Source organism: Treponema sp. Marseille-Q4132, from assembly GCF_014334835.1.
GTDB lineage: Bacteria > Spirochaetota > Spirochaetia > Treponematales > Treponemataceae > Treponema_D > Treponema_D paredis.
Window position 1 is genome coordinate 2,500,395 of record NZ_CP060591.1, and the last position, 25,156, is coordinate 2,525,550.

The following is a 25,156-nucleotide window of genomic DNA, read 5'->3' on the forward strand; positions in this document are numbered from 1 at the left end:
ACTTTTAAGACGACTCTATATAGTCAAGCCGGTTACCCTGAGGCGATTGTTTACCGCGTTTTATAATTCTTCGATGTATTTTACGCCTTTAAGCGTTCCGAACTCCTGGATGACTTCGGCGTGATTTCGCCGCTTCGGAAGAGAAAGCGCGATGTTGACGCCGATGTAATCGCTGTCGAGCAGCGATTTTTTCATTTCGATGTCGGACAGCGTACAGTTCATTTTGCGCGCTTCTTTTACGAACGATGTAAGCGCTTCGGTCGATTTGAATTCGGCGAAGATGATCATGGAGCGGGATGTCGAATTTATGCGTGCGTCGATCCTGCTCATAATGGTCATGATGATAAGCAAAAAGATTCCGGTGATAAATGCGCCGATATAAAATCCCGCACCGATCGCCAGTCCCAATCCCGCCGATCCCCAAAGACCGGCGGCGGTCGTAATGCCTTTGATGCGCATATTGCTTACCATAATGCTGCCGGCGCCGAGAAAGCCGATGCCGCTGATAACTTGCGCGCCGAGCCTGGCGGGATCTCCCGTACCGTAGAATTCGACGAGGTACAAGTCGGTAATCATGACGAGAGCCGAAGAGAGGCAGACGATCATGTACGTGCGGAACCCCGCAGGGCGGTGTTTTCTGCCCCGCTCGAGTCCCAATATGCCTCCGAACGCCACGGCGAGCGAGAGGCGCGCAAATACCGAAACGGTATTCAGCGATGTCAGTATTTCCGGCAAATCAAAAACAGCATTCCTCATCGTCAATCTTTCGGCATATCCGCGTTCGGATCGCGCTCCTTGTATTTATTTTCCAGCTTTTGCATGAGCATCGGAGAGAATATACTGAATACGCACAAGGCTATCAATACCCAGCAAACCGGTGTTGAAAACAGGATAGCAGGATTTCCCTTCGAAAGCAAGAGCGAGCGGCGAAGACCGCGTTCTCCGATCGGGCCGAGGATGAGCGCAAGGACGATAGCTGCGGAGTTCAGACCGAAGAGTTTTACGAAATAGCCGATGACGCCGAAGACGAACATGATGACGACGTCGGCCATGCTGTTGCGGATCGCATAAGAGCCGACGACGCTCAGCGCGAATATGATCGGGATCAAAATCGCGTCGGATACGCGTGAAATCTTTGCAAACCACTTGCTGCCCCACAGTCCGAGCGCGAGCATAAAAAACTGCACGAATACGAATCCCGCAAAAAAGGTATAGGTGACGGCAGCGTATTTGTTGAAGAGGTCGGGACCGGGCTGCATATTGTGGATCAAAAGACCGCCCATGAGAACCGCCGTAACGCTTTCGCCGGGAATGCCGAGCGTGAGCGTCGGAATGAGAGAGCCTCCGGTAACCGCGTTGTTGGCCGCTTCCGAGCCGGCAACTCCTTCGATGCTTCCGTGACCGAATTCTTCTTTATGCTTCGACGCGCGCCGTGCTTCGTTGTAGCCGAGGAACGATGCGATCGATGCGCCGGCTCCCGGAAGAATGCCGATAACGTTGCCGATAATCCACGAGCGCAAAATCGTCGGGGTAATCTGCTTCATTTCTTTTCTGTTTAGAAGCACTCTGTCGTCGAAGTCGACCAATTCTCCCGCTTTGCGGATTTTGTGGTCGGCGAGTACGAGGACTTGCGACATCGAAAAGAGACCGATGAGCGTTGCGGTAAAGGGGAGTCCTTCATACAAGGCCGCCTGTCCGAACGTAAAGCGGAATACGCCGTTCATCGTATCCATGCCGATCGTCGAAAGCAAAAGACCGAACGCACCGGAGATGAGTCCCTTTATCATGGAGTCGGAGCTGACGCCGGCGATGATTGTCAAACCGAAAATCGAAAGCCAAAAATATTCGGGGCTTCCGAAGGCCATCGCGAGTTTTGCGAGCGGCGGTGAAAAAAAGTAAAGGGAAATGCAGCTTAAAAGCCCGCCGAAAAACGACGAAATAACCGCAGTTCCGAGCGCTTTACCCGCTTTGCCTTGGAGGGTCAGCTGGTAGCCGTCGATCGCGGTCGCCGCGGAAGCGGGAGTGCCGGGCGTGTGAATCAATATGGCCGAAATCGATCCGCCGAAAATCGCACCGCAGTAAATGCCCGCGAGTACGATGAGACCGGTCGAAGGCGGCATACCGAAGGTGATCGGGATGATGAGCGCGACGCCCATAGCGGCCGAAAGACCGGGAAGCGCTCCGATGATAATGCCGATCGTCGTGCTTAACAGCATGGCAAGCAGATTGAGCGGCATAACGGCGTTGATAAAACCCGCGCCGATTAATGAAAAATCCATAAAGTACCTCCCGCTTTTCAGATCAGCAAACCGCGCGGAAGCGGAACATGCAGAAACGTTGAAAATCCGCCGTAAATCAAAACGAGAAACACGGCGGTGGTTATGACGATGTACAGCGGTTTAATCTTAAAAAATATAAGCGTTCCCGCGATAAATAAAAGACTCGAAATGTAAAAGCCGAGTACGTTTATTAAAACGACGTATGCGGAGAGCATGGCAAAAACGGCAAAAAATTGTTTCGCTTTAAAATGCTCGAAGAGAAGAGGCATATCGTTTTCGATTTTTTTCTCCCGTGCGAATTTTACGAGACATTCGATCAAATGCATCGTCGTCAATACGGCGAGTATTACCATGATAAAAATGGGGTATATGCGCACGTCGCGCGGATATTGCAGCACCAATACAAAGAAAAAAGCGGTAATCGCATAGACTGCCGCAATTAAAATGATGTCGCTTTTTTTCATATAACCTCCGAAGATGGAGAGGGTAAAGCTGCGGCGGCAAAAAACAGGCGGCCGCAGCTTTTCGAAAACGCCGATCGGCGCATATGCGGATCGATCGGCGTTTTTTAGGGGACGCTCCGTCAGTTGAACAATGTGGGAAGCGTGTTTGTGACGAAGTCTTCCTGCGCATCGATAAATCTGCCGAGCGCGTCGGGCGACATAAAGTCGAGGGCAAGACCCGCGTTTTTGCTCTTTTCGATATTGTCGGGGTCGTTTATCGTCTTTTCGAACGCATCGACGTAGAAATCGATTGCAGCCTGCGGCGTACCTTTCGGTGCGACAAGGGCGCGTGCCGAACCGTAGACGAGGTTGTAGCCTTTTTCTTTCAGCGTCGGAACATCCGGCATTTCTGCAAGACGGTTTTCCGTGTAGGTTGCGAGCACTTTGAGTTCTCCGTTGTCTCCGATGAGCGGTGCGACGTCGGCCGATTTCGGAACGGACATGTCGACTTCGCCCTGGCGAAGCGCGAGGAGCTGGTCGGCGGTTCCGCCGTAGGGGATGCAGCTGATTTCAAAACCTGCCGCTTTTGCCAAAAGCTGCGCGCCGATGTGGTTCGACGCTTTGACGCCGTTCGTCGAGCATTTTACTTCGTTTTTGTGCGCTTTGCAGTATTCGATTAATTCTTCGATCGTGTTCCACGGCGCGTTTTTGCGTACGACGACGACCGAGGGTTCGAACAGGTGATTGCAGATCGGAACGATCGAATCTTTCGTAAAGGGGCTGTTCGGCTGGATGGAAAGCGAACTGAAGGTCGGCAGATTGATAAAGCCGATCGTGTAGCCGTCGGGCTTTGAAGTTGCGAGCGTCGTATATCCGATTTTTCCGTCGGCGCCCTCTTTGTTCGTGACGATGAGCGTTTTGCCGACATATTTTTCGGCGACGGAACACAGGATACGCGCTCCCGTATCCGTACCGCTTCCGGCTTTGTATGCGACGATAACCGTTACGTCTTTTTCCGGCTTCCAGCTCGAAGCTGCACTTTCAGCGCCGCTTCCCGATTTTTTCGAGCAGCCTGCGAGCACGGCGGCAGCAAGAGCCGCCGTTAAAATAATACTTCGTTTCATAGTGAATACCTCCATTCTATATCTAAGAAATAAAATGCTATTTGATAACGTTTCGGGATACGATATGCACTTTGTTGCCGCGTACTTCCAGTTCGTATACGACGGGCGTCGTATTGGGGATTTCCAATTTTTGGAGTTCGTCGGGCGTCAGCGCCGGATCGATGCACGACGACAACGCGCGAAGACAGGTGCTGTGTCCGACGACGAGTACGTTTTTACCCGATTTGAGTGCGGGAATAAGCGTCTTTTTCCAATAAGGAGTAACGCGGGCAATCGTATCTTTAAGGCTTTCCGCCTGCGGTATCATTTTTTTGTCGACGTTCGTATAACGCGCGTCGTGTATCGGAGAACGGGGATCGTCGAAAGAAAGAGGCGGAGGAGGAACATCGTAACTGCGTCTCCAGATATCCACTTGGTCTTTACCGACTGCGGCAGCGACTTCGTCTCTCGTTTTGCCTTCAAGATCGCCGTAACAGCGTTCGTTGAGACGCCAGTGCTTTTCCGTCGGCAGCCACATAGTATTCATGCTTTCCATCGCAAGCCACGCCGTTTTGATCGCACGGCTGAGCATAGAAACATGGACGACATCGAAAGCGATACCTGCGTTTTTAAGCGCGGCACCCGCATCCTGCGCACCTTTGACGCCCGTTTCCGTCAGGGAAACGTCCGACCAGCCGGTAAAACGCTTTTCAACATTCCACACGCTCTGTCCGTGCCGAAGCAATACAAGCGTTACCGTTTTCGAAGCGCTTTCCGTTTGTTTTTTATCTTGTGCGAACGCAAACGTAGTCGCCAGCAGCAAGATGAGCGCAGCGGAAATCTTTTTCACATACATAGGACGAGATCCTCCTTTTTAAATCCGTGTTTTATTATCATAGAACACACCCGGCCGCTATAAAACCCAAAGCCGCAATTATTATTGATGATAATTCCGCTTTATTAATAACGCAATCCTAAAATTCGGTAAAAAGGTTCGGAAAAATGAACTTCGCACGTTTGTGCCTGCGTCTTTGTTTGCCGTGCAAAATCCTCTGCGTCGAGACTTTTATCGGACGAGCTTTGACGGCGCATAGCCCGTGTAGCGCTTAAAAACCGTACAAAAATATTTGTAATTCGTAAAGCCCGTCATTTCGGCGATTTCGTACATGCGGTATTTTCCCGTGTTCAGCAATTCGGCCGCCTTTGCGATACGCAAGCCGTTGAGCAGATCAATGAAGGTCATATTCGTTTCCCGTTTGATTTTTCTGCTCAAATAGCTTACGGAAACGCCGAGAGAGGCCGCTATATCTTCTATAGTAATCTTCGTCCGATAGTCGGCTTTGATATGCTTGATCGTTTCCGCGACGTAAAAGTTTCCGCTTTGTACGCTGCCGTTGAAAAAACGAAGCACGCGACCGCTTTGATCGCTCTCCGTTTCCGCCGTTTCGTCGATATCGATTTTTGCCGATTCGCCGATTTTATCTTTTGCTCTTTCGATCGCTTCTTCGAGTTCGTCGTCGACGATCGGTTTTACCAAGTATTCGCCGACGTCGAGGAGGATCGCCTGTCTCGCATAATCGAATTCGCTGTAGCTTGACAGGATGATCGCGTAAAAACGTTCTCCCGATTCTTTTGCTTTTTCAATCATTTCGAGGCCGCTGATACCCGGCATGCGGATATCGGCGATGACGATGTCGGGATGCGTCTCTTTGATCTTTTGTAAACCTTCAAGACCGTCCGCCGCTTCTCCCGCGACGGTGCAGCCGAGTGAAAGCCAATCTATCGTGTAGATGAGGCCGCGGCGGATCAATTCTTCATCTTCTGCGATAAGCACTTTATACATAATTAAAATACTGCAGGAAAAAATATCGTTATTGAAGTTCCGCGATGCAAGCCGCTTTTAATAATCATACCCGATTTTTCCCCGTAGAGCAACCGTATTCGTTTTGCGATATTGTACAGGCCGAAGTGATTCGTCGTCCGCGTACGCTCGGAAAGCATCTCGTGCAGTTCGGAAACTTTTTTTTCGTCCATGCCGTTGCCGTCGTCGGTAACGGTCATTACGAGGTTTTCATTTTCGATATGAGCGCGTATAACAATTAATAATTTTCTTTTTTCGCCGGTTCCCGTTAAACCGTATTGGATTGCATTTTCGATGAGCGGCTGGATGAGCAGTTTCGGCACGATGCAGTTTTGCGCCTCTCGGGCGATATCGAGTTTACAGTCGAGCGTATCGGTAAAACGGAAGCGCTGGATCGCGATATAGTGTTCCGTGTATTCCAAATCTTCGGCAAGCGTACACCGAGCTTCCGAAGCGTTTATGCTGTAGCGGAGCAGTTTTGAAAGATGATCGATGATCGCAGGGACGGCGTCCGGTTCGAGCGTTACCATGTATTTGATAACCTGCAGCGTGTTGGAAAGAAAATGCGGATTGAATTGGCTTTCAAGCTGTTTGATCTGCGCTCTCGTCGTCTCTTCGTTTATCTCTCTGTTTTTTTTCAGCAGATCGTCGATGCTTTGAATCATCGTATTGTACGAATCCGCAATGACGCCGAATTCGTCGTGAGTTTCGAGCGTCATCCGTTTTGTTAAATTGCCTTTTTGCACTTCGTCGAAGCACGCCGTTATTTTGTCGATCGACTCGGTTCGCTTTATAACCGAACGGGTGACGGCCGCATAGGTGATGACGCCCGAAAGCGCAATGACGCACAAAAGCGAAAAGCCTCCCGCAATGAGCGTTGCGAAAGTCCGTTTAACGGCGGAAAAGGTGGAAACGATAAACGTTTCATCTGCAAGACGGATACGACTTTCCGTTTTAAAATAGCGGTTGTTTTGAAATGAAAAAAATGACGATGCCTTTGCAGCCTGCGGATTGATACGGTTAAAATTACCGGTAAACATCGATGTCGATGCGATCGCGATTTCTCCGTAGGGGTTCATGACGGCGATATTTGAAACCCGTTCGAGGGTGTGGTTTGTAAAATAGAATGCGGGAATCGCAAACACGGCGCAGCCTTCGGCGAGTTTTTTTCCGATGAGGAGATTGCCGCGGAAAAATATGCACTGAACGGTGCCCGGCCGTCCTTCCATCCGCTTGTATAAACCCCAGTTACGTCCGACATCGGGCGGCATAAAGGAAAGCGGCATCGATGTGGAAGAAAAAAGCAGACGGGAATTTTCATCGAAGAGGTAAAAATCGGCCGAATGTCCCTGCCGGTTCATAAATTGAATTTCAAGCGTCAAAAACGTATTGGCGTTTTCACCTTGCGGCAGTTTCGCTTCAAAGTCGAAAGCCGGAGCATTCAATTCCTGCGCATACGTTTGAAAGATCGAGCGAAGTTCGTGAGCGACCGCTTCGTTGTCGTTTTTATTTTCCGCAAGGATACCCGCGTTGAAGTAAATGTATGCGAAAATGCAAAATGCGATCGCCGCCGAAAAAAGCGGCAAAAGAGAAGAGACGGCGACGATGCGGAGCATCGCATCGTGAAAACTGTTTTTTTCGTGTTTTACCGCACGCATCGTTTTCAGTCCGTGTCCGATCATCGCATTTGCCGTATTGTTAAAATTTATTAAAATCAATTTTACAGTCGTTTCCCAAAACAGACAGAATGAATTCCTTCGCTTTCTCGGCTTCCGTAAAGCGGTGCGCGTGTATGCCGAGACTTTCCGCGGCGCGCACGTTTGCTTCGGAGTCGTCGAAAAAAAGCATATCGGAAAAATCGTATGTTTTTTCTTCGTTGCGGATATACTGCCAAAACGATACGTCGGGCTTTCTCGTGTGCATAAAGCAGGATGCGTATACTTTATCGAAATCGGCGTAAAAGCCCGCTTCCGAAAGATAGTCGTAATACACGTCGAAAGTGTTCGTTCCGCATACGATGCGCGCGTTCGATTTTTTTATCGCTTTGATGAGTTTCGCCGTTTCGGCTTTCAGCGTCGGGCGGAAAAATTTTTTCCAATAATTTTCCGTCGGACGGGGGAGCTTTGCGCGTTCGGCGACGAGGAGTGAAAATTCCATCGATGTGATATCGCCTCGGGCAGCCGCTCGGTACAGGTGGATGTACGGCGAGTTTTCTCTCGGAGAGGAGGGAAGACCGAGTGCGGCCATCGCTTCGGGCCACGGTTCGTCGTTTTCGACGAGTACGCTTCCCATATCGAAAATAAACAAATAATTTTTCATAATCCGGTCTCCCGATTAAAATTGTTGATCATACGAAATTGAACGGCGTTTCCTGATAGACGTAATAGTTGAGCCAGTTCGAATAAAATAAATGCGCGGTGCTTCTCCACGTCGAAGCGGGCTTTTTTTTCGGATCGTCGCCCGGAAAATAATGCGCGGGTATTTCAATGGGAAGATTCTTTTTTTTGTCGCGGACGTATTCTTCGGCAAGCGTGCCGGTGTCGTATTCGAGGTGACCCGTCATAAAGATTTCACGGTTGTCTTTCGATTTTATGAGCGTCGTTCCAGATTCTTGTGAAGAGGCGAGGGCGACGAGGGCTTTGCAAGAAGCGACGTCTTGGGCTCGGATCGTCGTGTGTCGCGACTGCGGGATCGGAAAGCTGTCGTCGAAGCCGCGCAAAAGCGGATCCGCGTCCGTGAGGCGCGTATTCATAAATACGCCGAACATTTTTTTATCGAGCGGGTATTTGTCGATACCGTAGAGGTGATACAATCCCGCGAACGCACCCCAGCATACATACAGCGTTGAAAATACGTTCGTCTTTGCGTAGTCCATGATGGCGCACAGTTCGTCCCAATAATCGACCTGTTCGAAAGGCAGCTGTTCGACGGGAGCTCCGGTTATGATCATGCCGTCGAATTTGTGCTTTAAAAGCGCGCTCGTCGTGATGTAAAACTTTTCGAGATAATAGCGGCTCGTATGGCGCGACACGTGATTTTCCATGCGCACGAGCGATATTTCAACTTGCAGCGGAGTGTTTGCCAAAACACGCAGGAGCTGCGTTTCCGTTATTTCTTTTACCGGCATAAGATTGACGATCGCGATTTTGAGCGGGCGGATATCCTGCGCTTTTGCCCGTTTGTCGGTCATGACGAATACGTTTTCGCGTTCGAGGATGCTGCGCGCCGGCAAATCCGATTGAATCTTAATTGGCATAATAAATAAGTATAGCGGAAGTTCTTTAAATTTGCTATACTGCTCCAATGGCAGTACAGCAGGACAGGCGGGCGGCGCTCAAACGGCTCAAGCTTCTCGTCTACGCTCCGAAATTAAACGTCGACTCTTTCCGAAGCAAAATCGAAGAAACCTTTGCGTGTCCCGTTTTGCCCAATCACGTCGACTGTGCGGATTACAATTACGGCGGGGTTTCCTGTGACGTCCTTTCGCCGGAAATATATTCTTCGAGGCGCATCGTCATCTATATTCACGGCGGCTCCTTTGTCGCAGGCTCCCGCGCTTCGTGGCGAGGCTTTTGCGCTCGCCTTGCCGCAAAATCTTTCAGCCGCGTCGTCGTGCCCGAATTCCGCCTCGCGCCCGCTCATCCCTATCCCGCAGCGCTCGAAGACGTGCAGTCCGTCTTTCGTACGGTGTACACGGAATTGCAGGTGGCCTGTTCGCTCGACGCTTCTGCGGAAAAAGCTGCCGCGCATCCCGAGATCATCATAGCCTCCGACGGCTCGGGCGCTTCCATCGCCTGCGCGCTCCTGTTCAGCCTCCGCGAAAAATACCGTACGGGCGTTTCCCGTCTCGTTTTTTTCTCTCCGTGGTTCGATTTTTCCGAAGAAGCCGCCGCTTCAAAGGGCAAAAAAGCTTCCGACGAATTGATAAACGGAGAAACGCTTTTGCGCTGCGGAGAGATATATACTTACGTTTCCAATTTAGCGAATCCGCTCGTTTCTCCTTTGTATGCGGCAAAAGAACAGCTTTCGGATTTTCCGCCGGTGTATATACAGTGCGGCGAAAAGGAGCTTTTACTCGGCGATATCGAACGGTTTTCGGAACTGCTCGCATCGAACGGTGCAGAGTGCGAACTCGACGTATGGCCTAAGATGATGCCGTTTTTTCAGTTTGCCGACGATTACCTTTGGGAAACGCACCTCGCTATCGAAAAGGCAGGCAGAGTCATATCCGGCGAAGGCGATACGGATGCGGGTTCCTCGTTTCACAATAAGCCGCGCCTCGAAAACTCTTTGCAGACGGACGCGTAGCGCGCGCGGCGATTTGCGATGGAACTTCTTTCGCCTGCAGGCAATGTAAAAAAATTATACTGTGCATACGCGTACGGAGCGGACGCAGCGTACATCGGTCTCAAGCATTTTTCGCTCCGCGTCAAAGCCGACAATTTTTACGACGACGAATACGAGCGAGTATGTGAGCTTAAAAAAAGTTTTCCCGGAAAAAAACTCTACTGCGCGCTCAATATCGCCTTTCATAACGAAGACATCGCTTCCTTTCAAAACAATATCGATTATTTTAAGCGCTATCCGATCGATGCCTTTATCGTGCAGGATTTGGGCATCGTGCCGATTTTGCAAAAAGAGTTCCCCGATGCGGCGCTTCACTTGAGCACGCAGGCGAGCTGTATCAACGCTTCCGCTGCTTTGTTTTATCAGCGGCTCGGATTTAAACGCATCGTGCTCGGACGGGAAGCTTCGCTTAAAGAAATCCGAGAAATTAAAGACGCCGTTCCCGATATGGAGCTTGAAGCCTTTTGTCACGGCGCCATGTGCATCGCCTATTCCGGTCGCTGTCTTATGAGCGCATATCTTACAGGCAGGAGCGCGCAGAGCGGTTTTTGCTCTCACACGTGCCGCTGGAATTTCAACGTGAGCGCGGACGAAAATCGGTTTTTAGATGCGGATGCCGCAAAGCGCCTCGCCTCATCGGGCGTATTGCGGCTTTCGGAAGAAAAAAGATCAGGTGAATATTTTCCGATTTTTGAAGGCGATAATTTCACTGCAGTTCTTTCGAGTAAAGATCTCAATATGATCGATAAACTTTCGGATATGAAAGATGCGGGTATCGACGCGATAAAAATCGAAGGGCGGATGAAAAGCGTGTATTACGTTGCGCTCGTAACGAGGGCGTACCGCAAAGCGCTCGACGCGCTCGACGGCAAAATTGCTCCCGAAGAGGCTGCTCCTTTTATCGCGGAGCTCGACAATGTGCCGCATCGGGAATCGACGACGGGATTTTACTACAGCCGCGAAGACGCTGACGTGACGACAAGCGGCGCGTCCGGCAGTCCCTATGCGCTTGCGGCGGAAATCGGAAAAGAGCTGAGCGAAGCGGAGCAAAGCGCGATCTTTTTGCGCGGAAAAGAAACGGTGTGCGGCTTTCAAAAATCGCTTGCAGCCCTGTGTAACGAAGCGCGCTTTGTGCGCGAACGCGATTTGAAAAATCATCCTGAAAAAATACCGGCCGCAGCCGAAAAAAAAGACGGCTGGCGTATGTATGAGTTTACTCCTTTTAATAAAATCGATACGGCCGATACGCTTGAAATCATTTCGCCCGGATGCGCGCTTCGAAAAGCGGAAACGGGCCGGTGGCTCCTTATCGATCCCGAAACGGGCGCGCTTCGTTCGTGGGCATTCGACGGACATCCCTGCGTACTCTACAGTTCGATGCCGCTTGAAAGCGGATCGCTCGTACGTATACGCGACGAAACGTATGTACCTGAGCGGGCAGGGAAGGCAAAACGCTAGGCGGGCGTTTGAAAGCTCGCTGAGTCTTCTCTCGAAGCGCATTTTGCCCTCTGCCGCTCGATTTGTACCTTCCGCCGTATACGTGGATTTTTTCACAATATTGTGTTATGGTTATGTTATGAAGCGTCCGCTCATTTTTTTTGCGTTCGGCATCCTCTTTTTTGCCGCATCGTGTTCGGACAATCAAGCCGTCATAGTCTCCGATCCGGGTGAAACGCTCCGCGCGAAAGCCGCTGCAAAAGACGCGGATACGCTGTGGACGCGCGAAATCGAAAAAGAAAGGCTTACGCAAACGATTGCAGAAAAGAACGGCATCCTCTCTTCGGTAAAGCTCGAAGTCGAATCCGTGATCGCTTCGCTTGCTCAGCCGGCAGAGCTCTATCCCTTTGTGAGCGGATTGGGAAGTCTCGATACTTCCCTTGTATCGCGCGAATTGCAAAATGCGCTCGACGCTTTTATTTCCGCACTTTCCCACAACGAGAGCGCGGACGCATCTTTTGCTCCGGAGAATTTATTTTCGTACGTTTTTTTTCTGTCGGATTTGAAAAGCGGATGGAAAACGCATTTCGGACGAGATTTCCCGGATGCGCAAACGCCGCTTTTTAATTCATCTCTTTGCGCTTCTCCGTTTATCGACGATGCGGGCGCGGAAGTTCCCGTGCGCTTCGCTTTTTCCGGCGGCAGCGTCGACGTGCTGCTCTATTTTGAAAAAGACGGAGAAACGTATAAAATTAATAATATCGAAATACGGAAATGGGAGCGGTTCGATGGAAAATAATAATTTAACCGGTATAGAGCGCGAGCTTGTGCTCCGGTATTTGATCGACGGGAATGTTCCCGTTACCGTAACGCCGATGGAAAAAGAAGACGGATCGGGAGAGACCGTGAAGCCGCCTTCGTCCGCCGTGTTTCCCGTCGCGCTTAAATCGGAACAATTCGCTTCGGGCGGCGGTGATATAGTTTTATTAAAAAATCCGCCGCAGTCGGTGATCGGCTTTGCGGGAAAGCGGGTGCGAATAGAATTTTATTTTAACAGTGTAGGGCTTTTTTTTATCACGGAAATGCGATCGGTAAAATCGGGACTTGCCTTTGCCGCTCCCGAATCGATTTGCCGCATAAAAGATGCCGAAGTGAAACACGATTACGATTTTTCGGCGACGATCTACTATTCGTGCAGTAATAAAGCGACCGTCAATTTCGACTGCGTGCCCTGTGAAGGCTGCGAACTTTTTGCACGTCCCGTGTGGGCATCGATCGCGCTTGAAAATCAAAAGGCTGCGAAAGCATATCTCGAACGATTTGTCGCCGAAGCGAAAAAAGAAAAAAACGCGGGCAACGGTTTGCAGCTCATTCCGATATGCCGCTATCTTACGGAAAGGGAGACGAAAATAAAATCGTTTTCGGGAAGCGTAAAACCGCTCGACATCCTGTATGTCGACCACGAGCGTATCGTATTCGGAAGCGCCGATGAAAATTTTCAGCTTTCGCGAGGCGCGGAATACGCGCTCAAATTGTCCTTTTCGCTGAAAAAAGGTCCCGTAGCCAAGCGCGACGTTTTTGCGACCTGCGTGCCTGCAAAGATATACCGCGCGGATGGGGGGAGCCGAACCTGCGCGGATTGCGTCTATACATCGCTGCAGGAAGAAGACTTGCGGTTCATATACGAAAAAGCGACGAAAAATTTATGCGTGTGAAAAGATGCGTGTGAAAGCCGCTTGTTTTTTCGACGGTCTGCAGCTCCGGCAAAGACCTTTACAACGCCGCATCTTTTTCTTATAATGTCGTTATAATATCGCATGAGGTAGTATATGGTATTTCCGCTTGAAGAACTTGTAAAATACAGCGACAATATTTATGAAGTTACCGTTGCGGCAAGCCGCCGCGCGTTTCAGCTGGCAAAAGTCGAAGATCCGGAAATCGAAGAAAACGACGGTAAAGTCGTCTCTCTTGCCGCCCGCCAGCTTTTTGACGACGAAGTGACGTTTAAGATCGAACGGCAATAAAGCCGTACATCGGCCGCCGATCCTTTTTGCACTGAAGTTCTTAAAAAAGACTGCTTTGCTGCAAACGCCGTTTGCACGGAGCGGTTTCTTTTTTTTTAGGAGGAGCGGAAATCGGCGGCATCGATTCGATGTAAGCGTATTTTTTCCAAAACGTTTTATCGCCTGTCGGCCGATCAAATTTATTTGATAATATTCCGTCACACTCTTGACGGATTGCGCGAATTTTGCGATACTGGAAAACACTATTCGATGTAAGGAGTAATGTTGTGCCCTGCGGAAAAAAAAGAAAGCGTCAAAAGATGGCGACACATAAGCGAAAAAAGATGCTCAGGAAAAACAGACACAAGAGCAAGTGATTTTTGCTTACGTTTTGAATAGGCCGCGTGTGTTCGTGTAACCGCCGCGGTCTTTTTTGTTTGTAATTACGGAGGTTTTTTACGATTCTTTCCGGCATACGTTCCCCTCAAGATATTAAAAAACTTCCGTCATCCGAGCTTCCCGTTCTCGCACGTGAAATCAGAAAAACGATTATCGAAGTCGTCGGCAAAAACGGCGGTCACCTCGCGAGCAATCTCGGCGTCGTGGAACTTACGATTGCGCTGCACCGCGTGTTTTCGAGTCCCGAAGACGCGATCGTGTGGGACGTGAGTCATCAATGCTACGCGCACAAATTGCTGACAGGGCGCTACGCTTCGTTCGGTACGCTCCGTCTTTCGGGCGGTCTTTCGGGATTTACGAGGAAAGACGAAAGCGAGCACGATTTTTTCAGCGCCGGCCACGCGTCCACGTCGATTTCTTCGGCGCTCGGTCTCCTCGTTTCCCGTGATATTCAAAACAAAGGCGGAAAGGTTGTCGCGGTTATCGGCGACGGAGCGCTTACGGGGGGTATGGCTTTCGAAGCGCTGTCGCACGCGGGACAGCTCGCAAAAAATCTCATCGTCGTGCTCAACGACAATCAGATGTCGATCGATCACAATACGGGATCCATTTCGCGCTATCTTTCGCGGATGACGATGTCCGCTCAGTATCAAACCGTCCGCTATAAAATCGACCGCTTTATCGACCGCGTGCCGTATTTTAACAAAAAACTTGAAAAACTCGCGTTCCGTTTTAAGCGCGCCCTCAAGGGTATGTTTTTGACGAACAATTTGTTTGTCGATTTGGGTTTCGAATACGTAGGCCCTTTGGACGGTCACGACGAACAAACGCTTGAAAAGGTGTTCCGCCGCGTGGAAAAACTTCCGCGTCCGGTCGTCGTCCACGTTGTAACGAAAAAGGGCAAGGGCTACAGTCCCGCCGAAGACAATCCCGAACGCTTTCACGGCATCGGTCCTTTTCTCATATCAGACGGCACGGTCGAAAAATTCGATGAATTGAGTTTTACCGAATCGTTCAGCGGCGCCCTCCTTTCGCTTGCCGAAAAGAATGAAAAGATCGTCGCCGTGACGGCCGCCATGGCAAAGGGCACCGGCTTGAACGCTTTTGCGCGCCGTTATCCGAACCGCTTTTTCGACGTCGGTATCGCCGAAGAACACGCCGTCACTTTTGCGGGCGCTCTCGCGCGGGGCGGTCTCGTTCCGATCGTGTGCATCTATTCGACCTTTATGCAGCGGGCGATCGACCAGATGATTCACGATATCGCGCTGCAGGATGTTCACGCCGTTTTTATGCTCGACCGCGCGGGCGCCGTTCCGGGAGACGGGGAGACGCATCAGGGCTTGTTCGATATCGCTCTTTTGCGCCCGATTCCGCATCTTCGCATTCTTTGTCCCGCGAGCGCCGAAGATTTAAAGCGCTGCCTTTCTTTTGCAGTCGACTCCGAAGGCGCGACGGTGATCCGCTACCCGAAGCTTACCTGTCCGTCGGAGACGGCATCTTTTTCTTTTCCGATCGAAGAGGGTCGGGGCATCATCGTTTCGGCAGCGGATATCGCGCCTTCGCAAACGGCATATTTCGAAGAAAAAAAAGCGGGAACTTTCTTCCGAACGCTCTTTGTGTGTACGGGCGGAATGTACGCGGAAACGCTTGTTGCGGCGCGATCGCTTTTGATGAAGGGCATATATGCCGATATCTACGCGCTCCGTTTTATTAAGCCGATAGACGAAGAATATTTTGCGCGCATCGCCTCTTCTTACGACGGAGCGGTCATCGTTGAAGACGGAGTTTTGACCGGCGGCATAGCTTCGTATCTCGAAGGGGTCTTGGTAAAGCGCGGCATGCGGCTTGTCGCCCTAAAAGCCTTTGAAGATAGATTTTATCCGCAGGGAACTCGGTCCGAAATCTGCCGGGATGCGCACATGTCGAGTGAAGATATCGCGCGCTCTGCCTTGCGTCTTGCCGAAAGCCGAAATGCCTAAAGGGGTGCGGCCGATGAAAACGCTTTTTCTCAAAGACAGGATTATTAAAACGGAAATGCCCGCTTTTATCATGGGTATCGTAAATGCGACGCCCGATTCGTTTTGGGAAGGGAGCAGAGGAAACGAAAACCTTGCACTGAAACTCATCGATGAAGGAGCCGACATCATCGACATAGGCGGAGAATCGACGAGGCCGGGGGCGGCATACGTGTCGGCGGAAGAAGAGATACGGCGCATCATTCCGGTGATCAAAAAAATTCGCTCAGCATCGTCCGTAGCGATTTCGATCGATACGCGGAAAAAGGAAGTGATCGAAGCGGCCGTTTCGGAAGGAGCGGATATCTTAAACGACGTTTCCGCTCTCGAAGACGATGAGGACATCGCGTCCTTTGCCGCCGAAAAGGGTATCCCCGTCATACTGATGCACAAACGCGGGATTCCTGCTATAATGCAAAACAATACGTCGTACCGCGATGTATTTCGGGAAGTGGACGCATATCTTGCTTCGCGCGTTTCGTATGCTCTTTCACGAGGCATCGAACCGAATAAAATCATCGTCGATCCGGGAATCGGTTTCGGCAAAGATTTCGAAGCGAACCGCATTCTTATTAAAAATTGCGGAAAGCTTTGCGGGGGTACGTATCCCGTGCTCATGGCGCTGTCGCGGAAAACCTGTATCGGCGAGATGACGGGGAAAGACGCCGAAGAGCGGCTCTGCGGTACGATTGCGGCAAATATGATCGCCGTCATGCGAGGTGCTTCTGTCGTGCGCGTACACGATGTCGGAGCGGCGCTCGATTCGCTTCGCGTGATGAAAGCATTGGTCGATTAAGTTTTTATATTGTAACGGAGGATTACATTGAAAGCGTTGGACAGTTTGCGTGCGGCATACGATTATATCCGGCTCATCCTCGACATCGGCATCCTCACCTTTATCCTGTATAAAGCGTACGAACTCATCGTCAAAACGAACGGTATGCAGATCATCCGTGCCGCCGTCATCGTCGGCGCGGCCTATGCCGCTTCCATTTTTTTGCATTTGGACACGCTGCAGTGGATATTGACCGTTATGGGGCCGGGGCTTCTCATCGCCTTTGCGATCGTGTTTCAGCCCGAAATGCGAAAACTCTTTTTAAAGCTCGGGCAGAGCAGATGGTTCGCTTTCGGCAGCCGTTCAAAGCACACTTACGTCGATTCGGTTTTGATCGCGGCGGAGATATTGTCGAAGCAAAAACGCGGCATGCTCGTCGTATTCGAACGGCACACGAAGATGGACGATATCCTCAATACCGGCACAAAGCTCAACGCCGACCTTTCATCGAGCCTGCTCGTGACGATCTTCGGTATGGATACTCCTTTACACGACGGTGCGTGTTTTGTGCTCGGCGGAAAGCTCCTCGCGGCCGGCTGCTTTTTGCCGCTGAGCGAACAGTACGATATTAAAAAAACTTTCGGTACACGTCACCGTGCGGCTCTCGGTCTTTCCGAAGTTTCCGACGCCGTCGTGCTCGTCGTATCGGAAGAGTCGGGAGCGATAAGTCTCGCATACGATTCTAAGCTGCACTACGATTTGACAATTACCGAGCTGACAAAGATTCTCGAAAACCTTCTTGAAATTACGCCCGATGCATATCAGGTAGAGGATACGATAGATGAAAGTAAAGCGGCTGTTTGAAAAGATTATGGAAAATTGGCCGGCAAAAGTGATCTGCTTCGGCCTCGCGCTCGGGTTGTACCTCGTGCATATCACTTCTCTTCTCGACAGGAAAACGTACACCGTTCCGTTAAAGCTTGTCGCCGACGGCGGTATGTATCCGATGAGCGATTATCCCGAATACGTGCGCATAACGGTGCGCTCGACGGCGGAAAATATCGCGGAAACGCTGCAAAGCGATTTTTCGGCGACGATCGATTTGACGAAGTATGAAAAGGAAGGAAGTTTTTCGGTTCCCGTGTCCGTGCATCTGTCGCCGAAGCTTTTGCTCATGGACCCCTTTGAAATAAAATTGAATCCCGAATCGGTGTCCATACGCCTCGAAGAAAAAACATTGAAATACGTTTCGGTCGCGCCTTCTCTTTCGGGCGAAGTACAGCACGGCTATGCCGTTACGAAAATGTCGGTGGAACCTGCGACGGTCGAAATAGTGGGGCCTCGCAGAGCGGTTGACGAAACGAAGCAAGTGTATACGTCCGCAATCGACGTGACCTCTCTTGCCGCGTCGAAAACGTTTGAAACGTCGCTGCAAAATATCAATTCGCTGTTGGCGATCAATCCTGCAAAATCCTATGCGGTGCGGATTGAAGTTGCCGAAGAAGGGCTTGTAAAAAAATTTACCGATGTACCCGTGCGTCTCTTGTTTTTATCGGAATCGCTTGAAGCCGAGGGAGAAGTGCCGAAGATAAGTTTCGACGTGAAGGGGACTGTGCCGACGCTTGAAGATTATGAACTTTCGGACGGCGCCGTATACGTCGACTGCAGTGCGATCTATAAAACAGGTACCTACGATTTGCCCGTGTATATTACGCTGCCGTCGTATTTTCAAATCGAAAATCAAAGTGCGGAAACGGTGAGCGTTGCGATAAGCGCACGAAGCGAAGACAAAGCCGACCTCGGAGCGGAAAACCGATGATCTACGGCATCGGAACCGATATTGCCGATGTGCGCCGCTTTGCGAAATGGGTCGAAAACCCCGATTTGATCGAGCGCTTTTTCAATAAACGGGAGATAAAAACTTCCGGTTCCCGCCAAAAACTGCAGGAACACTACGCATCGCGCTTTGCAGTCAAAGAAGCTTTTTCGAAAGCGCTCGGAACCGGCGTCGCGGGCTTTCAGCTCGGAGACATCTATGTCGGACACAATGAAGACGGGAAGCCCGAACTTTATCTCGAAGGCCGCGCGGATGCCCTCGTCGAAATGCGCTGCGGAAAGAGCGCACGGATATCCGTATCGCTCAGTCATGAAAAAGAATATGCCGTTGCATTTGTCGTCATTGAAGTGTAGAATTATCGTATGATGCGTGCAAAGGTTGGAATATGACGATTCAAGGTGTAAAGAAAGAATCCGACAAAAAGAAAATCGCGCTTTCGTATTGGTCGAAAGATAAATGTCTGTGTCCCGTGTGCAACAAAGAGTTCGACCGCGAAATCATGCTTTCGGGGCAGGGCAGGATGATAGCCGGAAAACTCACCGATGAACTGCACCGTATCTTCGAACCGTCGAAACGGTACGGCCGCGTTTACCCGCTTATCTACGATATCGGTGCATGCCCGAACTGCTTTACGGCCATGCTGTGGTCCGATTTTAAAGATATTAAAAATAAAGATGCTGTCGAAAGAATGTATTCCGCTTCGGAAAAACGGAGAAAAGCGGTAAACACCGTATTTCCGTATTTCGATCTGCATCGCCGGCGCTCACTCTTCGACGGCTGTGCAATGTATTATCTTGCGCTTCTTACCTATGAGGATGCGAATGTCGAAATGCTTCCGACGATGAAGCGTGCGATCCTTGCGCTGCGTCTCGCGTGGCTTACCGGAGAATTGAACGAAAAATGTCCCAATCACAATTACGATTATATTTCGAAAGTGTTTTATCAAAAGGCGACTTTTTTTTACGAACAGGCGGTCGTAAACGAAATGAACCGCGTTGAAAAAAGTTCCATGCTCGTAAACTGCGGTCCCGACATGGATAAAAATTACGGCTGGGACGGAGTCATCTATCTGTGCGGATTGCTCGAATACAAATACGGACAAACGGACGATCAGCAGCTCCGCCTCAAAAAATTGAGCCAGTCGAAAACGGCGATCGCGCGCATCTTCGGTCTCGGAAAATCTTCGAAAGCCAAACCGGGTCCTCTGCTCGAAAAGTCGCGCGACCTTTACGATAAACTTTCGGCTGAAGTGCGCGATGACAATATTTAGAGAAGCCGATGCGGAATATCGTATTGACCCTTTCCTATGACGGCACGGATTTTTGCGGATGGCAGCGGCAGGACGGAAGCGATGCGGGAAAGAGCGTGCGCACGGTGCAGGCAGTCCTCGAAGAAGCGCTCGAAAAACTGCACGGCTCTCATATTACGCTTTACGGATCGGGGCGCACCGACAGCGGAGTACATGCGCTTTCTCAAGCTGCGAATTTTTTTTCTCCGATCGATTCGATCCCGATCGAAAAATATCCTTTAATAATCAATAATATGCTGCCATGCGACGTGCGCGTTATGAGCGCCGCGTGTGCGGATGAAAAGTTCAACGCTCGCTACAGCGCGACGAGCAGGGTGTACCGCTATTGTATGTTCGCGTCGGGCACGCCTCCGGCGCACCTTGCGCGTTATGTGTGGCCGCTTTTCAGAATGCCCGATTTACAAAAGCTCAATAAGATTGCCGCATGTCTTTCGGGAGAACTCGACTGCGCGTCTTTTGCCGCTTCGGGGGACGAAAGTCTTTCGACGAATCGCTATATAGAGAGTGCGCGTTTTTTTTCCGAGCAAGTCTTTCCCTACGGCTCCCTTGTCGTATTCGAAATAGAAGCGAACGCATTTTTGTGGAAGATGGTGCGCACGATCTGCGGTACGCTTTTACAGCTCGAAAAAAAAGGGGCTCCCGACGATGCGCTTAAAAAAATCATCGAAGAAAAGGATCGGAGGAAGGCCGGTATAACAGCTCCTCCTCAAGGATTGTTTTTACACGAAGTTAAATTCGACGGAAAGAGGCGGCACGCCTAGCGTGATGTACGCTTGTTCCGTTCGTACGCTCGCGTCTTATAACAGCGAAACGGGATCGACGTCGCATTCTATGTATACCGTCTGTGGATGACTGTAGCCGAAGAGGAGTGTTCTTGCGGCTTTTTGCAGCGGGCGGATATCGCTTCCTCGAAGCAGCAAGTGATAGCGGTAATTTTGCGATATTTTTAAAATCGGGCATTCGGCGGGACCGAGTATTTCAACGGCGCTTTCGAAGCGCATTTTTTTTACTTCTTCCGAGAGAAGTTTTGCACCCGCCGCGGCGGTTTCTTCGGCGGCGTTTTTATCGGCGGAGCGGAAGACGAGGCGGATGAGGCGGCTGAACGGCGGAAAGCCGAGGAGCTTTCGCTCGCCGAGTTCGTACGCGTAAAATTTTTCCGTATTGCCGGCACAGGCGAGCGCGACGGGTTCTCTCGACGGATTGTACGTTTGTACGAGCACTTTTCCGTCGGGGAAAAAACGCCCCGCGCGGCCGGCGACCTGCGTGATAAGCGAAAAGGTGCGCTCGGAAGCGCGGAAGTCCGGCACGTGCAGTCCCGTGTCGGCAAGCACGATGCCGACGAGGCGGAGGTTCGGAAAGTTGAGTCCCTTGGCGATCATCTGCGTGCCGAGCATGATGTCGTAATCTCCGCGCCCGAAAGCCGAAAGTTTTTCTTCGAGTTCGCCCCGCTTTGTCAAAGCATCAGTGTCGATTCTGACGATCTTCGCGTTCGGGAATTTAGCCTTCGTTTCCGCTTCGATGTATTCGGTGCCGAATCCCGAATAGCCGATATTGAGCGAACCGCATGCGGGACACGATTCCGGCGGTTCGACCGACCATCCGCAGTAATGACAGCGCAGTCGCCGCTCGCTTTTGTGGTAGGTCATCGGTACGGAACAGTTTTTGCACGTCATCTCGTAACCGCAGTCGCCGCATCGGAAAAAGTGGGTAAAGCCGCGCCGATTTAAAAAGAGTATCGTCTGCTTTTTGAGATTGAGCGTTATTCTGATCTCTTTTGTCAATGCGTGCGAAAGACATCCGTCCGGCTTTTCCTTCGTCAAATCGATGCACGTGATTTCGGGCATCGCGCCTCCTGCAAGGCGCTTTGTGAGCGTGTGACGGACGAGACTTCCTTCGTTCATGAGGTGCCACGATTCGACCGACGGCGTCGCGCTTCCCATAACGAGCGGAATTGCGCTGCGCGATGCGCGGTACATCGCAACTTGGCGTGCGTGATAGCGCGGTGTCGTTCCGCTTTTGTAGGAAGCATCGTGTTCTTCATCGATGATGATGAGGCCCAAATCCGGCACCGGAGCGAATACCGCGCTCCGCGCTCCGACGACGACGCGCGCTTCTTTTCGGAGAATGCGCTTCCACTCGGAAAATTTTCGGCTTTGCGTAAGACCTGAATGGAGGACTGCGGCGGTGTTTCCGAAACGGGAGCGTACCGCGCGTATCACTTGCGGCGTAAGGCCGATTTCGGGGACAAGGTAGATGACGCCTTTATTTTGAGCGAGCACGTCTTCGGCGACGCGCAAAAACACTTCCGTTTTGCCGCTTCCCGTAGAGCCGTACACGTAGTGGAATCGTGCGTGTTTTGTCTTTGCGGACAGGATATCCGAAACCGCCTGCCTCTGTTCGTCGGAAAGCGAACGGGCTTCGTTTGAGGGGATGTCGTCGGCAAAGGAAAATCCTCCCGAACCCGCTTCACGTCTCCCCGACGGAATCATCGCCGACACGATTTCGCCGAGCGGGCAGAGGTAGTAATCGGCCATCCATTTTGCAAGGGAAAAAAGTTCGCTCGTCAAAAGCGGCTCGTCGTCTACGATACGCCGCACGGCGCGGATTTTTTCTTCCGGCACACCGGCGGGTGCCGTGTCGCAGATATCCGTGATAAAGCCCGTAAGCTTTCTGTTTCCGAAAGGTACTTCGACTCTCTTTCCGATTTCAGCTTTTTCTTTTTCGTCGGGCGTATACGAATAGGTAAACGATCGGTTTATCGGCACGTTTAAAACGACGTCGAGATATATCATTTTTTAATAAAATCTTTTGCGTAGTCCGGGACGAGGCGCAAAAGCTCCGCGCGGAAAAGTTTTAAATCCTCCCACGCCGGCCGCTTTAACGACACATCCCTAAGCAGGGCGCTCGGATGATAGGTGACGAGGAGCGGTATGCCGTTGTAATCGCGGAAAGTGCCTCGAAGATGAGAGAGCGCTTCCGTCGTTTTTAATAAATTTTGAGCGGCCGTTCTGCCCGCTGCGAGGATGAGGTTCGGCTTGAGTATGTGAATTTGTGCTTCGAGAAAGGAAATGCACGCGTCCGCTTCTTCGGGGAGCGGTGTCCTGTTGTTAGGCGGGCGGCATTTTACGATATTCGCGATGTAGCAGTTCGTGTCGCGTGAAAGGGAAATCGCTTCGAGCATTTTGTCGAGGAGCTTTCCCGCAGGCCCGACAAAGGGAAGCCCCTGCGCATCTTCTTCCGCTCCCGGTCCTTCGCCGATGACGAGAACGGCAGGATGGAGAACGCCCATACCCGGCACGGTGTGCGTCCTCTTTTTCGAAAGCGCGCATCGCGAACACGAGGCGACTTTTTGTGCGACGTCTTCGAGCGTGATGCCGCTCCGCCCCGATTCGGCGGGTGCGGGATTACTTTTCGCTTCGTTTGTAAAATTGTCCGCGCGTCCGCCTGATGCGGAAGCGTGCGCCGTCCGACCGGATGCTTCCGCATTTGTCGCAGGTTCCGCATCGTCTGAAAAAACGGGCATCGAAGAAAAAGAGCCGGGTACATAACCGCACAGCGATGAAGAGGCCGTTTTGAGGAGATTCCACACTGCTTTTTTTTCCGGAGCGAGCATAGGAGATAAGCATAGCATATTGCTTGTGCTTTACGCAAGAATAGAGTATAGTAAAAAACTAGCGTATGAAAAAATTATTCGCGTTATTTTTGTTGTCGGCGCTGTTTTTTTCGGCAGCCTCGGCGCAGGCGAGCGTTGATCCGACAGACGATTTTTACGAAGCCGCACTGCGCTGGTATATCGGCGGCGTCATTTCCGAACTGCCGCAGCTTAAGCCCTATCCTCACGATACCGTCCGCCGTCTTCTTTTTACGGTTATGGAAAAAGGAGATCGTGAACAGGAGGCCGAAGCGCGAGAATATTACGAGTCGATGTTCGGCAAAACGTGGCACATATCGGCGGAAACGGAAGGTGCGGGTATCGTAAGGCGGAACGGAACGACGAAAGAAAACGGAGCCGACGGTTCTCTTTCGCTTTCCCTCGAGGGAGGAGCCGATGTTCTTTTCGGAAAAGGATTCGGTGCCGGCGGACGCGCATGCCTTTCATCGGGGCTTTCAAGCGATGAAAATAATACGGTACGCGAACTGTGGAGCATACCTTCATATGACAATGCTATCGATCCGGTGAGTCTGGGACGGGTTCGAATCGATTTCAGCGCTGATGCCGTCGTTTCATATGCGAACGAAAAAATCGGCGTCAGCGCGGGATATAACCGTACCGGCTATACGAATTATATCGACGGCGGTAATGTTTTAAGTCCGTATGCATATCATGCGCCCGAATTTTCATTTTCCTATGACGGGGAACGCTTCGATTTCGTACAGTATTTTGCCGCGCTTCGCGCATCGGATATGCTCGGAAAAAACGGCCCCTACGGCAAATTCATTTCGTTTCATGCGCTGCGTTTTTCCCCGAACCGGAAAATACGTCTGTCGTATTATGATTCGGTCGTATACGGAAAGCGATTCGATCCGTCGTATTTGATTCCCGTTCCCTCGGCTCTCATCGCATTGGCAAACGGATACGGTGACAATGTGATCGCGGGTTTTCTGTTCGAATATAATTTTTTTCCGGGCGTTTCATGGCTTACCGATGTGAGTATAGACCGTCTCGATACAACGCAGCTTGCGCGCTTTCATCTCAATTCCGATAACCGCCTTGCATTGAAAACGGGGCTTTCCTATGCACCCAAAGATTCTCCGTGCAAGCTGCTCACTTTCAGTTATACGATCATCTCTCCGTATATGTATACTTCCGAAGATACGAACGGTGAATCGTACAATTATCATTCGTATACGAATTGGGGAAGGAGCATCGGGCAGAACCTTCCGCCGAATTCCGACAGGCTTTCCTTAAAGATAAAACTCGAACCGATAAAGCGTTTTTCGGTATCGACATTCGCTTCCATTACCCGTCATGCGAACGTGTATCAGTCGTATTCAAACGAGGAATTGAAGGAAATATTTTCTAAAGGTAAACATTCGACGGACGGAAGCATCGATTCGCAGTATCATAAGGCGACGCCGCTTTTATCTCAGGAACATATCATGTATGCCGCGCGCGGAGGGGCGGAAGTTTCATATCGTTTTCCGCGCGTCAAAGCGGGACTTTTCGAACTGCACGGAATATTTTCGTATACGTATATCGGGAACGCGGGTATGGATACTCCGATGTATCCCGATGCAACGGCAGCTTCGAATTTCGATGCGCTTCGCAACGCTTGGAAAAATCAGCTGCACGAAGAATACGATATATTTTTGTCGCTCGGCATAAAATGGACATACTGACGGAGATA

General features: G+C 50.8%; 24 protein-coding genes. 13 read left to right on the top strand and 11 right to left on the bottom strand.

Annotated elements, in window-relative coordinates; genetic code table 11:
• Nucleotides 1–60: 60 nt before the first annotated feature.
• From H9I35_RS11345 to metA, 9 genes are all read right to left on the bottom strand, one after another.
• Nucleotides 61–756 carry an MgtC/SapB family protein gene (locus tag H9I35_RS11345; protein WP_252722664.1) on the bottom strand — a complete coding sequence of 232 codons (696 nt, stop codon included), beginning with the start codon at nucleotides 754–756 and terminating at the stop codon, nucleotides 61–63.
• Between the two features lie 2 nt (nucleotides 757–758).
• A complete protein-coding gene (locus tag H9I35_RS11350) occupies nucleotides 759–2,279 on the bottom strand; it encodes a tripartite tricarboxylate transporter permease (RefSeq protein ID WP_016520440.1) in 1,521 nt (506 codons plus the stop codon).
• A 17-nt stretch (nucleotides 2,280–2,296) separates the two neighbouring features.
• A complete protein-coding gene (locus H9I35_RS11355; RefSeq protein WP_187419473.1) occupies nucleotides 2,297–2,743 on the bottom strand; it encodes a tripartite tricarboxylate transporter TctB family protein in 447 nt (148 codons plus the stop codon).
• Nucleotides 2,744–2,862: 119 nt separating this feature from the next.
• Complete coding sequence (locus H9I35_RS11360) at nucleotides 2,863–3,846, bottom strand: tripartite tricarboxylate transporter substrate binding protein (protein ID WP_187419474.1); 984 nt, start codon at nucleotides 3,844–3,846, stop codon at nucleotides 2,863–2,865.
• 37 nt (nucleotides 3,847–3,883) lie between these two features.
• Complete coding sequence (locus H9I35_RS11365) at nucleotides 3,884–4,681, bottom strand: 2,3-bisphosphoglycerate-dependent phosphoglycerate mutase (RefSeq protein WP_187419475.1); 798 nt, start codon at nucleotides 4,679–4,681, stop codon at nucleotides 3,884–3,886.
• 210 nt (nucleotides 4,682–4,891) lie between these two features.
• The gene (locus H9I35_RS11370) at nucleotides 4,892–5,668 is read right to left on the bottom strand and encodes a response regulator transcription factor (protein ID WP_187419476.1); all 777 of its coding nucleotides are present in this window, start codon (nucleotides 5,666–5,668) and stop codon (nucleotides 4,892–4,894) included.
• Nucleotides 5,669–5,670: 2 nt separating this feature from the next.
• Nucleotides 5,671–7,404 (bottom strand): sensor histidine kinase, encoded by a 1,734-nt coding sequence (locus tag H9I35_RS11375; RefSeq protein ID WP_187419477.1) that lies wholly within the window; start codon nucleotides 7,402–7,404, stop codon nucleotides 5,671–5,673.
• A complete protein-coding gene (locus tag H9I35_RS11380; RefSeq protein WP_187419478.1) occupies nucleotides 7,385–8,005 on the bottom strand; it encodes an HAD-IA family hydrolase in 621 nt (206 codons plus the stop codon). Before H9I35_RS11380 ends, H9I35_RS11375 begins: the two co-directional genes overlap by 20 nt.
• Before the next feature lie 28 nt (nucleotides 8,006–8,033).
• On the bottom strand, nucleotides 8,034–8,942 hold the full coding sequence (gene metA, locus H9I35_RS11385; RefSeq protein ID WP_187419479.1) for a homoserine O-acetyltransferase MetA: 909 nt from the start codon (nucleotides 8,940–8,942) through the stop codon (nucleotides 8,034–8,036).
• 47 nt (nucleotides 8,943–8,989) lie between these two features.
• Between metA and H9I35_RS11390 the strand changes: the two genes are divergently transcribed.
• The 12 genes from H9I35_RS11390 to truA all read left to right on the top strand — a co-directional run bounded on the left by H9I35_RS11390 (nucleotide 8,990) and on the right by truA (nucleotide 20,569).
• On the top strand, nucleotides 8,990–9,994 hold the full coding sequence (locus tag H9I35_RS11390; RefSeq protein ID WP_187419480.1) for an alpha/beta hydrolase fold domain-containing protein: 1,005 nt from the start codon (nucleotides 8,990–8,992) through the stop codon (nucleotides 9,992–9,994).
• A gap of 18 nt (nucleotides 9,995–10,012) precedes the next feature.
• Complete coding sequence (locus H9I35_RS11395; RefSeq protein WP_187419481.1) at nucleotides 10,013–11,491, top strand: peptidase U32 family protein; 1,479 nt, start codon at nucleotides 10,013–10,015, stop codon at nucleotides 11,489–11,491.
• Nucleotides 11,492–11,609: 118 nt separating this feature from the next.
• The gene (locus H9I35_RS11400) at nucleotides 11,610–12,269 is read left to right on the top strand and encodes a hypothetical protein (RefSeq protein ID WP_187419482.1); all 660 of its coding nucleotides are present in this window, start codon (nucleotides 11,610–11,612) and stop codon (nucleotides 12,267–12,269) included.
• On the top strand, nucleotides 12,259–13,185 hold the full coding sequence (locus H9I35_RS11405) for a hypothetical protein (protein WP_187419483.1): 927 nt from the start codon (nucleotides 12,259–12,261) through the stop codon (nucleotides 13,183–13,185). The genes H9I35_RS11400 and H9I35_RS11405 overlap by 11 nt, the downstream gene beginning before the upstream one ends.
• 114 nt (nucleotides 13,186–13,299) lie before the next feature.
• Nucleotides 13,300–13,494 (top strand): DNA-directed RNA polymerase subunit omega, encoded by a 195-nt coding sequence (locus tag H9I35_RS11410; protein WP_016520428.1) that lies wholly within the window; start codon nucleotides 13,300–13,302, stop codon nucleotides 13,492–13,494.
• 440 nt (nucleotides 13,495–13,934) lie between these two features.
• Nucleotides 13,935–15,851: a 1-deoxy-D-xylulose-5-phosphate synthase gene (gene dxs / locus H9I35_RS11415; RefSeq protein ID WP_187420789.1), complete on the top strand. Its 1,917-nt coding sequence runs from the start codon at nucleotides 13,935–13,937 to the stop codon at nucleotides 15,849–15,851.
• A 13-nt stretch (nucleotides 15,852–15,864) separates the two neighbouring features.
• A complete protein-coding gene (gene folP, locus H9I35_RS11420; RefSeq protein WP_187419484.1) occupies nucleotides 15,865–16,683 on the top strand; it encodes a dihydropteroate synthase in 819 nt (272 codons plus the stop codon).
• Between the two features lie 27 nt (nucleotides 16,684–16,710).
• Nucleotides 16,711–17,526 (top strand): diadenylate cyclase CdaA, encoded by an 816-nt coding sequence (cdaA, locus tag H9I35_RS11425; RefSeq protein ID WP_016520424.1) that lies wholly within the window; start codon nucleotides 16,711–16,713, stop codon nucleotides 17,524–17,526.
• Nucleotides 17,504–18,481: a CdaR family protein gene (locus tag H9I35_RS11430; protein WP_187419485.1), complete on the top strand. Its 978-nt coding sequence runs from the start codon at nucleotides 17,504–17,506 to the stop codon at nucleotides 18,479–18,481. Before cdaA ends, H9I35_RS11430 begins: the two co-directional genes overlap by 23 nt.
• Nucleotides 18,478–18,852, top strand: a complete 375-nt coding sequence (acpS, locus tag H9I35_RS11435) for a holo-ACP synthase (protein ID WP_187419486.1) — start codon at nucleotides 18,478–18,480, stop codon at nucleotides 18,850–18,852. Before H9I35_RS11430 ends, acpS begins: the two co-directional genes overlap by 4 nt.
• Before the next feature lie 32 nt (nucleotides 18,853–18,884).
• A complete protein-coding gene (locus tag H9I35_RS11440) occupies nucleotides 18,885–19,769 on the top strand; it encodes a DUF2225 domain-containing protein (protein ID WP_187419487.1) in 885 nt (294 codons plus the stop codon).
• Nucleotides 19,770–19,777: 8 nt separating this feature from the next.
• A complete protein-coding gene (gene truA, locus H9I35_RS11445) occupies nucleotides 19,778–20,569 on the top strand; it encodes a tRNA pseudouridine(38-40) synthase TruA (protein ID WP_187419488.1) in 792 nt (263 codons plus the stop codon).
• 36 nt (nucleotides 20,570–20,605) lie between these two features.
• Here the strand turns inward: truA and priA are convergent, their stop codons facing one another.
• Together priA and H9I35_RS11455 are read right to left on the bottom strand one after the other, a co-directional pair.
• Nucleotides 20,606–22,600 carry a replication restart helicase PriA gene (gene priA / locus H9I35_RS11450; protein WP_187419489.1) on the bottom strand — a complete coding sequence of 665 codons (1,995 nt, stop codon included), beginning with the start codon at nucleotides 22,598–22,600 and terminating at the stop codon, nucleotides 20,606–20,608.
• Nucleotides 22,597–23,421, bottom strand: coding sequence for a uracil-DNA glycosylase (locus H9I35_RS11455; RefSeq protein ID WP_187419490.1), 825 nt, complete (start codon nucleotides 23,419–23,421; stop codon nucleotides 22,597–22,599). Before H9I35_RS11455 ends, priA begins: the two co-directional genes overlap by 4 nt.
• A 65-nt stretch (nucleotides 23,422–23,486) precedes the next feature.
• Here H9I35_RS11455 and H9I35_RS11460 point away from each other — a divergent pair, with 65 nt between their 5' ends.
• Nucleotides 23,487–25,148: a hypothetical protein gene (locus tag H9I35_RS11460; RefSeq protein WP_187419491.1), complete on the top strand. Its 1,662-nt coding sequence runs from the start codon at nucleotides 23,487–23,489 to the stop codon at nucleotides 25,146–25,148.
• Nucleotides 25,149–25,156: the final 8 nt, after the last annotated feature.